Raw genomic sequence first — 14,183 nt, 5'->3', positions numbered from 1 at the left:
TTAATCCCCTAAACACTTGCCTGATCCGGATTACAATGATATTAGAACTTAAACGATACCGTACCGGTAACGCTTCTTGGTTTCTGTGGATTCACTGTCGTATAGCCGATCCAGTAGTGTTTATCAGTAATATTATCCATTTTCAATGCTACCCTGAAACGTGGCTGATCGTAAAAGATACTGGCATTTAACACAGTGTAAGAGGGTAAGAAGAAAGTACCTACTGTTCTGTCATTCTGAATTTTATTATCGCTGGCATAGTTACCACCAAATCCAAACCCTAATCCATCGGCCACACCTGCAGAAATGCGATAGCTGAGCCAGAGGTTCGCCACAGAAGGTGCGCCGGCGGTAGCGGGCCGCATGCCTTCCACGTCTTTCGCAGCCGCTTCGTATTTAGAATCGTTGTAAGCAAAACCTGCCACCACATTAAATCCCTGGAAAGGGTTAGCAATTACTTCTGCCTCAAACCCTTTGCTCACCTGCGTTCCATCCTGTACAGAAAAATTGGGATTGGCAGCATCCGGACGAAGCACATCTTTTACTTTGATGTTGTAATAACTGAAGGTACCATTGATACGACCATTAAATAACTGCAGTTTCACACCACCTTCGAGCTGATTGGCCTGCTCCGGTTTAAATGCTTTACCTGCTGCCGTAGTACCTGTCTGATTGGCAAATCCGTTCTGGTAGTTGGCAAACAGGGAAACCCTGTCTTTCAGTGGCTCGTACACGATACCCAGTTTAGGAGAGAATGCCGTCTGATTATAGCCCCCTTCGTAGATTCCTTTCACATCATTATAGCTGCCTTTATTATCAAAATAATCCACGCGCAGAGCGGCCATTACCATCAGGTTGTCCGTGAGGTTCAGCAGATCCGAAACGTAAGCACTGTAGGTACTGGAAAGGGCACGGGATGGAAACGTAAATCCAAGAGCGTGATTAGCATACAAGGTGTCCAGGTTACGTCGGTTAAAGTTGGCGTAAGTTGGAATTTCACCATGAGAAGGAATGGTATCGTAAGTCCCTCCACCAAAGAACTGATTGGAATTATGATAGAAATAATCCAGTCCACCTACAAACCGGTTTCTCAGGCTACCGATTTTGAAGTCGCCGTTGAAATTATGTTGTATCTCCAGGATATTATCTTTACTGTTATCGGTAAACTGGTCGTTGCGGGATATGTAATTACTGCCTGTCGCGCCGGATACGCCGGTGGCCGCAGCATCCGACAAGAGATAAAAGTAAGGCGAAGGACCATTTGAGAAGCTGTTGGTGGAGCTGATATTGGTACTCATGTTCCACTGTTCAGATATTTTGTACTTCATCTGCCCGAAAATATTGGTATTACGGGAGGTCTGGTACAGGTCATTCCGGGCATAGGCACGGTTATAATCTATTTTCAGCTCATCGGCACGATTAGTTCCCAGCGATGCAACGGTTTGCTGATAAGGGAAGAAAAACACATTCAGACCTGTATTTTGTCCGGTAGAAAACTCCGCGTCGAAGAGAAACGACAAGCGATCGTTGACCCTGTAAGATAAGCTGGGAGCGAAAGCAAAGTTTTTATTGAAGCCATAGTCCTGCCAGCTGCCTTCATAATTATAAGCGGTATTGATTCTCAGTAATACATCTTTTTCCTTGTCCAGTGGCGTGTTTACATCTGCGCTTACGCGGTTAAAGCCATAGCTCCCCATGGCATAAGTCACGTCTCCGCCAAAATGATCGTAAGGCTTTTTGGTGACGCGGTTAATTAATCCGCCATAAGACGTGAGGCTGTTACCAAATAAGGTAGCCGAAGGGCCTTTGATCACTTCCACCTGTTCGAGGTTATAGGCATCAATTTTAGCTGTTACATTTCCTGCCAGGCCATTGCGCAGTTTACTCTGTACAATGAAACCACGAAGGTTATAATAGCCGCCACCATCGCCACCACGGCCGGTAGCATCCCACATGCGCGTTAATCCGGGTGCATTTTTCAGTGCATCATCTACCGAAAATATTACCTGCTGCTGCAGCAGATCTTTTGTGATGGTACTATATACCTGCGGATTCTCGAGGTTTTTCAGTGGCATCTTAGCCACATCATAGCTGGATGTTTTGATTAGTTTATTATGGGTGCCTGTTACCACTACTTCTTTGAGTGCTTTGCTGGATACGGCCAATTGCAGGCGGATATTAGTGGTTTTGCCGGCATTTACCATCACCTGTTCTTCTACCGGAGTATATCCCATCAGGGTAACAATCAGGTGATAACTACCCGGCTTCACGTGGTCAAATGTAAAAGAACCGTCTGTTTCAGATATGGCCGATTCGTTGGTTTCTTTCAGGAGAATTACGACATCTGTAGCGGCTTTACCGTCTGTAGTCAACACTTTACCTCTGATAGTACCACCATTTTCATCTTCTGCCATTACCCGCACTGAAGTAAAGAGGAAGGCCATTATCAGAAATACAAAGCCAGTCTGCTTGCTCATGTTTTGCTTTTTAGTGGTGCAAAATTGGTGCAGGCAAGACTGGCCCGGTGATCCAATCCGGAATCTTTTTTACGCAATCCGGAAATTGTCTAACGGATCACGGCTTTGGTGACGCCTTCGCGCGTAATTTTCACGGGTTTTATGTGTCCGTCTTTATCAAAATACATTCTGTCGATACAGGTTTCGCGGGAATTGGCGGCCTTCTCGGTGAGTGGACGGCGATGATACACAATATACCAGCGATTTTCGTTTGGTATGCTAATCACCGAATGGTGACCGGCGCCGGTAGCGATAGCCGGATCCTGCTCCAGTATTTTGCCGATCCGTTTAAAGGGCCCCATGGGGGAATCAGCGATTGCGTAGGCTACGCTGTAGTCGGGGCCTGTCCAGCCGCCTTCTGACCACATAAAGTAGTACTTACCGTCCTTCTTGAACATGGTAGGGCCTTCCACATATTTTTCCGGCGTAATTTCCCGGAAGGTGGTGCCGTCTTCAAAAGGCAGGAAGCCCGTGAAATCATCCTTTAACCGGGCAATATTACAATGTCCCCAGCCACCGTAGATGAGGTAATACTTCCCGTCACTGTCCCGGAAAACGTATTGGTCAATAGGCTGGGCTTTGTTAATGATTTTATCGATGAGGGGTTTGCCGAGGTAATCTTTAAAGGGGCCGGCAGGATTATCTGCTACCGCCACACCAATACCACCGGTTTCCTGATTGCTTTGAATATCGTTCGCTCCGAAGAATAAGTAATAACGCTGGCCCTTTTCTACGATGGCAGGCGCCCACATGGCACGTTTCGCCCATTTGATGGCAGCCGTGTCCAGGATTTGCGGATGCTTTGTCCAGGTAACCAGGTCAGGAGAAGAGAAAGCATCAAAGAATACCTGTTGCTCATAGGCAGCAGACCAGGTGGGATAAATCCAGTATGTTTTACCAAATACCACGCCCTCCGGATCAGCGTACCAGCCCGGGAATACGGGGTTGCCGGATAGCTTATCCAACTTCTTCTGCTGGGCCGTGCTGATTTGCGCACTTCCCGCCAATAGTAACAACGCTATTATTTTTTTCATGTAGCTGCAATTAATATGAATCGTTAAAAATAATAAAAAACGTGTGGCGTTTTAGAGATGATAAATTTTCAGTATGCTTTTTTCATACTTTTATCGCATAGAAAGGCAGTTTACATGAAGAGGGGAAAAAAAATCATCAGACTACTATTGATCATCATAGGCGTGTTTGTGTTATTAGTGACTATAGCAGGTGGTGTCCTGTATAGTCAGCAGGAACGGCTCACCCAGATGGCCGTGAAAGAACTGAACAAACCGTTTGCCGGAGAGCTGGTAATTAAAAGCAGCAGCATTTCACCGTTCAGCAATTTTCCATATATATCTATCGATCACTTTACATGATGTTCGTTTTTAAAATTGCGTTGAAGAAGGCGAAACGGATAAGTTGATACCGCTTGCATGTTTCACGGCATCACAGATGCGCGCTGTTGTATGATCCAGTTCGCCCTGTTATGGCTATCTTCCGGGCTTTCCGTACTTTTCGCCAGCCTGTTACCTGTATACTTTGTATATACCGGGGAGATGTTACCTGCAGTATATGACACCTGTTCTACAGACTCCACTGCGCCGGGAATAATGGCACCAAACCAGTGATCATCCGGTTGTTGTTTCCAGGTAACCAACGACAGCAATGCACCGGCGGGATAGACCCTCTGCCCGCTCCTGGCGGCTTTCACTGCCAGCTCATTACCATATAGTGTAGACATGGTTTGGGTAGTTTTATTGATACTACTGGTAATAACTTTCCATTCCTGCGGTTGAAGCAACAAGGTATCCGGCAAGGCGGCAGCGGTATTGTAATCGTTGGTCCTATGCTTGCCACCGCAGCTAAGCAGTACCATGCTGGCGATGAAAAATAAGCGATACTTCATGGCTATTTCGTTGAAAGGTTAATGGGCTTGGTAAACACAAAATCATTGTCACGCATGGGTTTATGGCAGCCAGTGCATTCCATTGTGAACATTGCATTTTTCCCATAGGGCTGCAATTGCATTCCCTTCCATCTGGCCCATCCCCAACCATCCGTGTCGGCGTATTTATGTTTGTCTTTGATCATAAACTCCACTTGCTTAAACTCACCCGGAATAATATTTCCCTGGGTATCTGTTTGTTCATCCCAGGCTATTTTAACGAAGGTGGCGCCGTCTGGCCAGGGATTGATTTGCTGTTCCCGGATAGCTTTTACGGCCACCTCATTTCCCATAATTACACGCATGGTGCCATTATCGAGTCGTTGTGTAGTGCTGATAGCCTGCCAGTTTTTATATTCCGGGAAAAAGCCGATGCCATTGGGCGCAGGCTTGACTGATGGTGTTAAAGGTGCCGCCAGCCAGGCATTGAATTGTTTATTGGCAGCGATTGTTTTGGTACTGTCCGGTGGCCCTGCCACGAACTGCCCGGATAGATAGTCCTTCAGCACGGTGATATCGGCAGGGCTGAGTTTTGCTTCCGGGTGCAGCATGGTATATTGTGGAATGGGCATTCTGTCAAAGGACATCTGATTTAAGCATTCGAAGAGCTTTGCTTTTTGCTGGTCTTTGGGTATACTATCCCATTGAGAAAAATTCAATAGTTGCCTCCCCTCCCTGATGTGGCTGGCGACCAACCAGTTGGCGGGCGTTATCTTATCGAACCAGGCCAGGTGGGTTTCGTTGGAATGGCAGTCGTAGCAAGCCTTTCGTAACACTGCTTTTACGGCGGGTGGCACATCCATATCTGCTGTTACCGGCGGATGATCTATCTGCGGGCGGATAAATTGTATTCCAATAAAGCCGCCAACCAGGATCAGCAGTACCACCTTCCACTTTTTTTTATGTGTCATAGTCCAACAATTTGGCGCACCGTATCAAACAGGCATTCACATAACAATGAATCGCTTACAAGGTTGCAAAAGTATCTTTATTTAACACTATTTCACATTTTGAACAGTGTTCAATATATTTGCACAATTATGAATAAAAAGGAAATACAGGAACAAAGGGTGAAAGGATACTTTATTGCCGCCACCAAAGACATCCTGAAAAGTGAGGGACTGAAGAGTGTGAGTGTGCGCAATATTGCGGACAGGGCCGGCTATTCTTTTGCTACCCTGTATAATTATTTCAAGGATGTGAAGGACCTGGTATTCCTCTGTGTGAAGGATTTCCGGGAAGAGTGCCGGGAGCATGTGGTGAGTCATACTGCGGCTATAACACCGGGCAACAAACGGTTAAAAGCCATTATGCTGGCTTATATGGAATACTTCATTCAATACCCGGGCATCTTTGAACTATTTTTTGTGGAGAAGCTATCTGATATGGATAACAAAGGAGCCACCACAGCGCTGGTCACATCCTTACTCGAAGATCTGTGCGCTGCCGACTGGACCTACTGTATCGACAAGCGCATGCTGACATCCAGGGATGCAGGGTTAAAAAAAGCCGCCCTATTGTATGGCATTATCGGCTTACTCACCTTATACCTGAACAGGCGGCATCCGGAAAGCTACACGGCTTTTCTGAAACAGGCGGGCAATTTAATAGACGGACAATTAAAAAATTAAACACATGACATCAAAAAAAGAACTGAAGCAGGCATATAGAGAAATGACTTTCCGAAAAGGGGTTTATCAGTTGCGCAATACACGTAATAACAAAGTATTTATTGGCAGCAGTATGGACCTGGACAGGGCCTGGAACTCCCTGCGGGTACAGTTACAAACGGGCAATCATTTTAATGAACAACTGCAGCGGGACTGGCTGGAACTGGGGGAATCAGAGTTTGCGTATGAGGTAGTAGCCGTAATAAAAGAGAATAATGATCCCGCAGTGGACGTGAAACAGGAAGTGAAGACCATGGAAAAACTGGCGATGATGGAGCTGGAGCCGTATGGTGAGAAGGGATATCATCAAAAAAACTAATTGTTCAAAACCGGACACCGTATCATTAAAAGCGGACAGGGATCATTATCTAAATAATTAATTATCAATAATTAGTACCATGGCATTATCTTGGTCTTTTATGCAAACCTCACCATTATTGTAAAAGGTGAACATATCATGATGTTTAAAAATTACTTTAAAATCACATTAAGAACACTCTGGAAAAACAAGACTTACAGCTTCCTAAATATTTTTGGGTTAGCAATAGGTTTGGCTTGTGCAGGGGTTATTTATTTATGGATTGAAGATGAAGTGACTTTCGACAATAGTCATGTAAAAAAAGATCAGATTTACCAGGTGATGGAGAACTGGAATTATGATGGTATCCGCACCTTTTCGTCTACTCCCGGTCCGATGGCCCCAGCCATTAAAGCAGACATACCCGGTATCCGGCAAACCTGTCGCACAACAGAAGAATTGACGACCGCCTTGTTTACGATTGGTGATAAAGCATTGTATGCAGGAGGTATGTACGCAGATTCCAGCCTGTTTGATATTTTCACGCTGCCATTTGTATCCGGTAATGCTGCCACTGCCTTTCCGCAGTTATATTCCATTGTTCTTACTGAAAAAACTGCCCGGAAATTCTTTGGTGATACCAAAAATGTGATTGGCAAAACGGTGATGGTAGATAATAAACAACCTTATGTGGTATCTGGTGTGATAAAAGATATACCGGAGAATTCGAGTATCCGGTTTGACTGGGTGGCTCCTTTTGATGTAGCTGTTAATGCCAATAGTTACTTAAAAAGATGGAACTCCAACGCCGTAAGCACCTATGTGGAACTGGCTCCTAATGCGGATCTGGGGAAGATTAATCATCAACTGCAGAATTATATACAGCGATATGATCCAGCGGCTATCAATCATGCTTTTTTATTTACGATGAACGACTGGCGTTTGCGGGCGCGGTTTCAAAACGGGCAGCAAAGCGGAGGTCGGATTGAATATGTGCACCTGTTTTCATTGATTGCCTGGATTATTCTTTTTATTGCCTGTATTAACTTCATGAACCTGGCTACCGCGCGGAGTGAAAAGCGGGCAAAAGAAGTGGGTATCCGAAAAGTAATGGGCGCCGGAAAAGGTAAACTGATCATACAGTTCATCAGCGAAGCATTATTCATGTCGCTGCTGGCAGCAGGAATAGCCCTCTTAATATTATGTGTGGTATTACCGGGTTTTAATGCTTTGGTAGATAAAAACCTCGTTGTGGGTCTCAACAATCCGATGCACATCGGATCGCTATTGTTGATCACCATGGTTTGCGGTGTGGTAGCGGGTAGTTATCCTTCGTTATATCTCTCCTCCTTCAATCCGGTTTTTGTATTGAAAGGCATGAAAATAAAGGCCGGCAGTGCCACTTTTATCCGTAAAGGATTGGTAGTAGCGCAATTCAGCGTGTCCATCATATTAATCATTTGTACGGCGATCATTTACCAGCAGATACAACATGTAAAAAACAGGAACCTGGGATTCAATAAGGATAACCTGATTTCCATGGAAGTAAAAGGAGATATGGTGCAGCATTTCCCCGCTATAAAAAATGCATTGCTGGCCACTGGTACCGTCCAAAATGTGGCACTGGCCGATCATGCTACCATTGACGGCGGTAATAATACAAATGCTCTTACCTGGGAAGGCAAACCGGAAACGGATAAAATTTTGATCTCCCAACGACTCATCAGTCCGGAGTTTGTTAGTACTTCCGGTATGGAAATAGTGTCCGGTAGTGATTTCAAGCCGGTAGCGGCGGCCAATGGCATGGATGTACTGATTACCCAATCATTGGAAAAGGCAATGGGGAAAGGAAGTGCTGTTGGCAAAACTTTATTGACTCCTCATGGCGACAGCGTTGTCCATTCCAGGATTGTGGGTGTCATAAAAGATTACGTATACGGCAATATGTATGGTACCCCTGATCCGGTGGTATTTTACTGCATGCCGGAAGAAGCTACCCTCATGTATGTACGAATGAATGCCGGCACCAACAAAGAAGCCAGCCTCCTTAAAATAGGTGAAGTGATGAAGCGATACAACCCTGCCTATCCCTTTACTTACCGGTTTACAGACGATCAGTTCAATGACATGTTTGTAAATGAAACATTGATGCAGCAGCTTTCCCGTTTGTTTGCCGCCCTGGCCATCATCATCAGTTGCCTTGGCTTATTTGGCCTGGCAGCGTATACGGCTGAACGCAGAACAAAAGAAATTGGTATCCGCAAGGTATTGGGCGCCAGTGTTACGGGTATCACCCGGTTACTGTCTGCCGATTTCCTGAAACTGGTGGGTATTGCAGCACTCATTGCCTTCCCGGTGGCCTGGTATACCATGGACCAATGGCTGGAGAAATACCCTTACCGGGTAACGATTCACTACTGGGTATTTGCACTGGCGGGCCTGGCAGCCATGATGATAGCCCTGCTGACGATCAGCTTCCAATCTATCAGAGCCGCGCTCATGAACCCAGTAAAGAGCTTAAAAGCAGAATAATCTATTCAACAGATACAAAGGCAATGGCCGGTCATTCATGGGAAACTATGAGCCGGCCATTACTTTTATCACGCAGATCCTACTAGATAAGACGAATATACAATAGGTACCTACGAATATGCATTAAGAACGGTCAGCAACAGGCGAAGTCATTAGTTTAGCCGTAGATTTTAACCGTTGACTGATGAAAATACTAAAGAATATTATTTATATCCTGCTCCTGTTACTGGGCGTATTTTTCTTTGCACGTACAGAAATCAAAGGACGCAGTAATATCCGTTCACTGAAACATCTGATACATGGCGACAGCAGTGTATCACTTTATACCGGTAATAATATAGAGATCACCAGTATTGACAGCCTGGAAGTAAAAACCGTATTTCCCACCGGGGTCATCAACATTCCGAAGGGCATACACCAGGTAAAAGTAAAGTTCAGCAAAAGCCGCTTTTATATTATACAAACCAATGAAACCTATGCCCACTTTTCATTTAATCTGAATTTTAAGGACTATGGTCCGTACACCTTTGTAGGCTTCGAAAACAAGGCAGACAATAAGATTTATTTCGAAACCCTGCCCGGTGCCGCCAAAGAAGCTGAGAAGTTTTACAAGGATTCCATTGTGCCATATATCGTGGCCAGCTCAAAAGCAAACTAAATGAAAGAACAGCGTTTCTCCTTCCGCCATTATAAGTTGATATTCCTGTTCTTCATTTTTGCTGCCTTAACCTACCTGTTATACTGGTACCTTGTCCCAAACCTAAACTATGAAATCCCTGTTTACTATTTTATCGCCCTCCTGCTGGCTGCAATGGGTTGGTATGTATATGACTCCCATTATAAAGCCGATAGCATCAGTTATATAGACACTTATGCTGATGGCCTGGCGGCGAAGAATTCAGGAAACAGGGAAACTTTTTATTATTACAGAGATATCCATCATTGTACCCTAACAGATGCTGTTATCAACGGGTACAAATTTTACCGGCTGGATCTGAATATGAAGACCGGGGCGTCCGTACACCTCAGGCTGGATAATTTCTCCGGAAAAGATATACAACTACTGGCTGCTTTAATCACCACCAAAACGGGCAGCCAGCAGGGCGCTTCAAAAACCACCCCGGAACCACGCGCAGACAAGGGAACAGTAGTACCTGGTTTACCTGGTAACGGCACCCGGATTTATATTTCTCCCTTCAGACAATACTTACTCGCCGGCGCCTTATTTTTCATGGGATGTATGCTGCTGTGGATGTCCATCAACATGATCATTGACCTGTTCGGCGGTCATCCGGATCTATTTATCCTTATACTATCCGTTTGTCTCCTGTTGCTGGGTTTAGGCTTACTCTTTCTGTGTATCCTCATTTTCAGACAAAAAATCATACAACTGGAAATCGGAACAAACGGCCTTCTCTTTAAAGATATGGTATGGGGAAGGTCCGGCTGGAGCCGTGGAAGTAACAACAACCCCATCATTGACATCTATTTCAAAAAGAAATACCGCTTTATAGCCTACAGCGATATAAAGTCTGTGGAGCTGGTACCCTCTAAACTATTTGGCGACAGCATATTGCTCCATACTACCTGGCAGGAATGTTATCTTCCACTCTTACTTGAAAACCGGCAACAGTTCACGCGGATCCTACAGCTGATAGAAGAAAAATTGCACTACCGCAATTAGTCGTTTTTTTGTCTCATTTGCTTACTTACTACTAAGTAAGTATATTTGTGACGCCAAAAGGCATATATATGTCAGAAACGAAAGATAAAATAATATCCATGGCTGACCGGCTGGTACGGACAAAAGGCTTCAATGCCTTTAGTTATAAGGATATTGCAGCGCCATTGGATATTAAAAATGCGGCAGTACATTATCACTTCCCGGCCAAATCGGACCTGGGAGTGGAAGTGATTGACCAGGAGATTGAAAAATTTAACAGCTTCACCGTTAAATGGAAACAGTTGCCGGAGAATGAGCAGCTGGCCAAACTGGTGGATGTATTTCGTAAACACAATAACCAGGGCAATATCTGCCTGATGGGCTCACTGGCTACGGACTTTGAAACATTTTCACCCGCTATGCAGGCGAAGGTGCAGGAAATGGCCGATGGCATTGTATCCTGGCTGACTAACTGCCTGGAGCAGGGCCGGAAAAATAAATGTATTCACTTTAAAGGACCTGCCCAGGCGCGGGCCCTTATCATCATGTCCAATTTACAGTCTTCCCTGCTATTATCCAGGGTAATGGGACCGGCAGCCTTCCGCAGTATTACGGATCAGTTGCTGGAAGATCTGTGTCAAAAATAACATACTATGAAAAGAGTTGTCATTACAGGAATGGGGACGGTGTCTCCTATCGGTAACACCGTAACGGATTTCTGGAATAGTCTTATAAACGGGAAAAGTGGTGCTGCCACTATTGCCCATTTTGACGCCAGCCGTTTCCGTACACGCTTCGCCCATGAGCTGAAAGGCTTTGATGCCACTGCATTACTGGACAAAGCCGAAGTACGCAAAACGGATCCATTTACACAATATGCACTGGTGGCTGCAGACCAGGCCATCAGGGATTCCGGACTGGACTTTAGCAGCATGGACCCATTTGATACAGGCGTCATCTGGGGCTCCGGCCAGGGTGGTATGCAAACCTTCGAAGAGCAGGTAACAGAGTATGTTACAGGCGATTTCAACCCTCGCTTCAGTCCTTATTTTGTGCCCAAACTCATTACCAATATGGCTTCCGGCATGATCTCCATTAAATACGGATTGATGGGTATTAACTATACAACCGTATCTGCCTGCGCCACTTCCAACACGGCTATTATGGATGCGTTAACGTATATCCGTATAGGTAAGGCGAAAGTGATGGTAACAGGTGGGTCCGAAGCTCCCGTTACCCCGGCTTCCGTAGGTGGTTTCTGCGCCATGAAAGCCATGTCTGTCCGTAATGAAGATCCTACCACGGCATCGCGTCCGTTTGATGTGGACCGGGATGGGTTTGTGATGGGAGAAGGCGCCGGCGCCCTCATTCTCGAAGAATACGAACATGCCAAAGCCAGAGGCGCACATATCTACGCAGAAGTCGCCGGTGCAGCCATGACAGCCGATGCTTATCATATGACCGCCACTCATCCCGAAGGACTGGGCGCTTTCCGCGCCATGCAGCTCGCCCTGGAAGATGCAGGACTGAATAAAGAAGAGGTAGACTATCTGAATGCACATGCTACATCTACTCCTGTAGGTGACCTGAGTGAAATTGCCGCTATCGGTAAGCTATTTGGGGTCACACCGGATCATTTGCACATCAGTGCCACCAAATCGATGACAGGCCACCTGTTGGGCGCTGCAGGAGCTATAGAAGCCATTGCAAGCGTCAAGAGTATAGAACAGGGCATCATCCCTCCTACTATTAATACGCAGCAACTGGATGCGGCTATACCTACAGGATTGCAGATTGTATTGACTACTGCAATAGAAAAAAAAGTATCCGTAGCCATGAGCAATACATTCGGATTCGGTGGACATAATGGTATTGTTGTCTTCCGGAAAATATAAAAATAGCTTTTAGCCATTAGCTTTTAGCTTTTAGCAAAAATGCAGCGAAGAACATAATAGCTATGTTTTCCTTCGCTGCATTTTTGCTAAAAGCTAAAAGCTAATGGCTAAAAGCTAAAAAAATTTTTCCTCTCCCCGTAGGGGTAGAAGGTACTCATGCTGTCGTACTCTAAAGCAATAAAAAATCACTTTAAGTAAGAACGTCATTATGAGCCGTAAGCCAACACACCTGCAACAATCGAATCACAAGAAAGGTTACACCTGTTTGTTACTCGCATTATTCGCCCTCACTCCCGCGCAACGCCTGTGGGCACAATTAGGCGCCGCTACACCGAATGGTCCCGGAATAGGCCTCAGTATAGATTATTTGCCTCCTTCCCACTATATCAGAGGAGAAGATAGTGTGAAAACAAAATCCACTACTACCCAGGTTCGCTACAATTTTGGTGCGATGTTTATGTTGAGCAACCGCGTAGATACCGCTACCGGCAAGGTTAGAAACTGGTCTCTCGCGGCTGGCGGTAGTTACACTAAACTCACCAATAAAGATTATGATAGTAAAATATTCCCGGAAGAATTACTGGGCGCGCAGTTAGCACTGCAGCATTACCGTAACATCAACAAGCGTTGGGGTATGGTAGGCATATTATCCGTAGGGCTTTTCACCGATATGGAAAAAATTGACCAGAACGATATTTTCATCAATGGCGGCGTGCTGTTTATAAAACAGGTGAATCCCAGGTTCTCCTACGGTTTGGGCGCTATGCTCACCAATAGCTTTGGTACGCCTATGATATTACCTGCATTCATGGTCAAATGGCAGACGCAGAATAAATACAGAATCGATATCAACTTCCCTGAAAAAATAAGTGTATCCACCAGTTTAAATAAATACACAGACCTGGGACTGGCCTTCCGTATGAATGGTGCGGCATATGATGTAGAAAGAGGTGCAGACAAAAAAAGACTGATGGGTCATACTGAGATGAGCATTGGACTGGAGAACACCTGGCACCTGAGCAAGCACATAGATTTTGTAGCAACGGGCGGTTCTATCCTGTTGAACCAAACCAGCTTCAACGAGAAAAAATTATCTGAAATGTTCAGCGACAAACCCAATGCGCGTCTCGGCACCAATTATTTCTTCAGCGGCGGACTGAAATGGAATTTCCAGCCAAGACGTTAACAGATTCACAAAAACTTGTCTGCCTTATATCAGTTTACTGGTGTGGGGCAGATATTTCTCTTTACTTACTATCTTAGCACTTATGACAACAGGTATTACAAATCTCAGCACCCTGCTTAAAACAATGACGCCTGTATTGAATGCAGGAGAGTATGCTTTCTGTACGGTAACAGATATCTCTGCTATCAACCCTGCGGATATAATTTGTTTTTTCCGTGAACAGGAAGCTGTTGCCATCATCATTCCGCGGCAACTGGCCGACCAGTTACAGCTGCCCTATTCCTTTGTAGCCGCCTGGATTACGTTAACCGTGCATTCCTCTCTTGAGGCAGTAGGTTTAACGGCAGCATTTTCATCCGCATTATCTGAGCAAAATATTAGTTGCAACGTAGTCGCCGCCTATTACCACGATCATATCTTTGTAGCCAGCAAAGATGCCGAAAAGGCGATGCAGGTATTACAACAACTGTCAGCATAACAT

Annotated in this window: 14 protein-coding genes; 10 read left to right on the top strand and 4 right to left on the bottom strand. The window is 45.3% G+C overall.

What is annotated here, in order from left to right:
* Positions 1–41: 41 nt before the first annotated feature.
* Both AC1DCV_RS28460 and AC1DCV_RS28455 read right to left on the bottom strand, forming a co-directional pair.
* On the bottom strand, positions 42–2,477 hold the full coding sequence (locus AC1DCV_RS28460) for a TonB-dependent siderophore receptor (RefSeq protein WP_477026366.1): 2,436 nt from the start codon (positions 2,475–2,477) through the stop codon (positions 42–44).
* Between the two features lie 89 nt (positions 2,478–2,566).
* Entirely contained in the window at positions 2,567–3,550 is a 984-nt protein-coding gene (locus tag AC1DCV_RS28455; protein WP_477026365.1) for a glycoside hydrolase family 43 protein, read from the bottom strand.
* A 114-nt stretch (positions 3,551–3,664) separates the two neighbouring features.
* Here AC1DCV_RS28455 and AC1DCV_RS28450 point away from each other — a divergent pair, with 114 nt between their 5' ends.
* Positions 3,665–3,889, top strand: coding sequence for a hypothetical protein (locus AC1DCV_RS28450; protein ID WP_477026364.1), 225 nt, complete (start codon positions 3,665–3,667; stop codon positions 3,887–3,889).
* Between the two features lie 62 nt (positions 3,890–3,951).
* Here the strand turns inward: AC1DCV_RS28450 and AC1DCV_RS28445 are convergent, their stop codons facing one another.
* Positions 3,952–4,419: a cytochrome P460 family protein gene (locus tag AC1DCV_RS28445; RefSeq protein WP_477026363.1), complete on the bottom strand. Its 468-nt coding sequence runs from the start codon at positions 4,417–4,419 to the stop codon at positions 3,952–3,954.
* A gap of 2 nt (positions 4,420–4,421) precedes the next feature.
* A complete protein-coding gene (locus tag AC1DCV_RS28440; RefSeq protein WP_477026362.1) occupies positions 4,422–5,369 on the bottom strand; it encodes a heme-binding domain-containing protein in 948 nt (315 codons plus the stop codon).
* A 129-nt stretch (positions 5,370–5,498) separates the two neighbouring features.
* Between AC1DCV_RS28440 and AC1DCV_RS28435 the strand changes: the two genes are divergently transcribed.
* The 9 genes from AC1DCV_RS28435 (at position 5,499) to AC1DCV_RS28395 (ending at position 14,180) form a co-directional block, all read left to right on the top strand.
* Positions 5,499–6,089, top strand: coding sequence for a TetR/AcrR family transcriptional regulator (locus tag AC1DCV_RS28435; protein WP_477026361.1), 591 nt, complete (start codon positions 5,499–5,501; stop codon positions 6,087–6,089).
* Between the two features lie 4 nt (positions 6,090–6,093).
* A complete protein-coding gene (locus tag AC1DCV_RS28430) occupies positions 6,094–6,447 on the top strand; it encodes a GIY-YIG nuclease family protein (RefSeq protein WP_477026360.1) in 354 nt (117 codons plus the stop codon).
* 138 nt (positions 6,448–6,585) lie between these two features.
* Positions 6,586–8,958, top strand: coding sequence for an ABC transporter permease (locus AC1DCV_RS28425; protein WP_477026359.1), 2,373 nt, complete (start codon positions 6,586–6,588; stop codon positions 8,956–8,958).
* Positions 8,959–9,142: 184 nt separating this feature from the next.
* Positions 9,143–9,616 (top strand): hypothetical protein, encoded by a 474-nt coding sequence (locus AC1DCV_RS28420; protein WP_477026358.1) that lies wholly within the window; start codon positions 9,143–9,145, stop codon positions 9,614–9,616.
* The gene (locus AC1DCV_RS28415; protein WP_477026357.1) at positions 9,617–10,642 is read left to right on the top strand and encodes a hypothetical protein; all 1,026 of its coding nucleotides are present in this window, start codon (positions 9,617–9,619) and stop codon (positions 10,640–10,642) included.
* A 68-nt stretch (positions 10,643–10,710) separates the two neighbouring features.
* Positions 10,711–11,268 (top strand): TetR/AcrR family transcriptional regulator, encoded by a 558-nt coding sequence (locus AC1DCV_RS28410; protein WP_477026356.1) that lies wholly within the window; start codon positions 10,711–10,713, stop codon positions 11,266–11,268.
* A 6-nt stretch (positions 11,269–11,274) separates the two neighbouring features.
* The gene (fabF, locus tag AC1DCV_RS28405) at positions 11,275–12,516 is read left to right on the top strand and encodes a beta-ketoacyl-ACP synthase II (RefSeq protein ID WP_477026355.1); all 1,242 of its coding nucleotides are present in this window, start codon (positions 11,275–11,277) and stop codon (positions 12,514–12,516) included.
* 208 nt (positions 12,517–12,724) lie between these two features.
* The gene (locus AC1DCV_RS28400) at positions 12,725–13,702 is read left to right on the top strand and encodes a DUF6268 family outer membrane beta-barrel protein (RefSeq protein ID WP_477026354.1); all 978 of its coding nucleotides are present in this window, start codon (positions 12,725–12,727) and stop codon (positions 13,700–13,702) included.
* An 82-nt stretch (positions 13,703–13,784) separates the two neighbouring features.
* Positions 13,785–14,180, top strand: coding sequence for an ACT domain-containing protein (locus AC1DCV_RS28395; protein WP_477026353.1), 396 nt, complete (start codon positions 13,785–13,787; stop codon positions 14,178–14,180).
* The last annotated feature ends 3 nt before the right edge of the window (positions 14,181–14,183 follow it).

It is taken from the genome of Chitinophaga sp. 10T418 (genome assembly GCF_056394125.1).
Note: the sequence above shows the minus strand (reverse complement) of the source record. Positions and strands in the feature narration are given on the sequence as shown.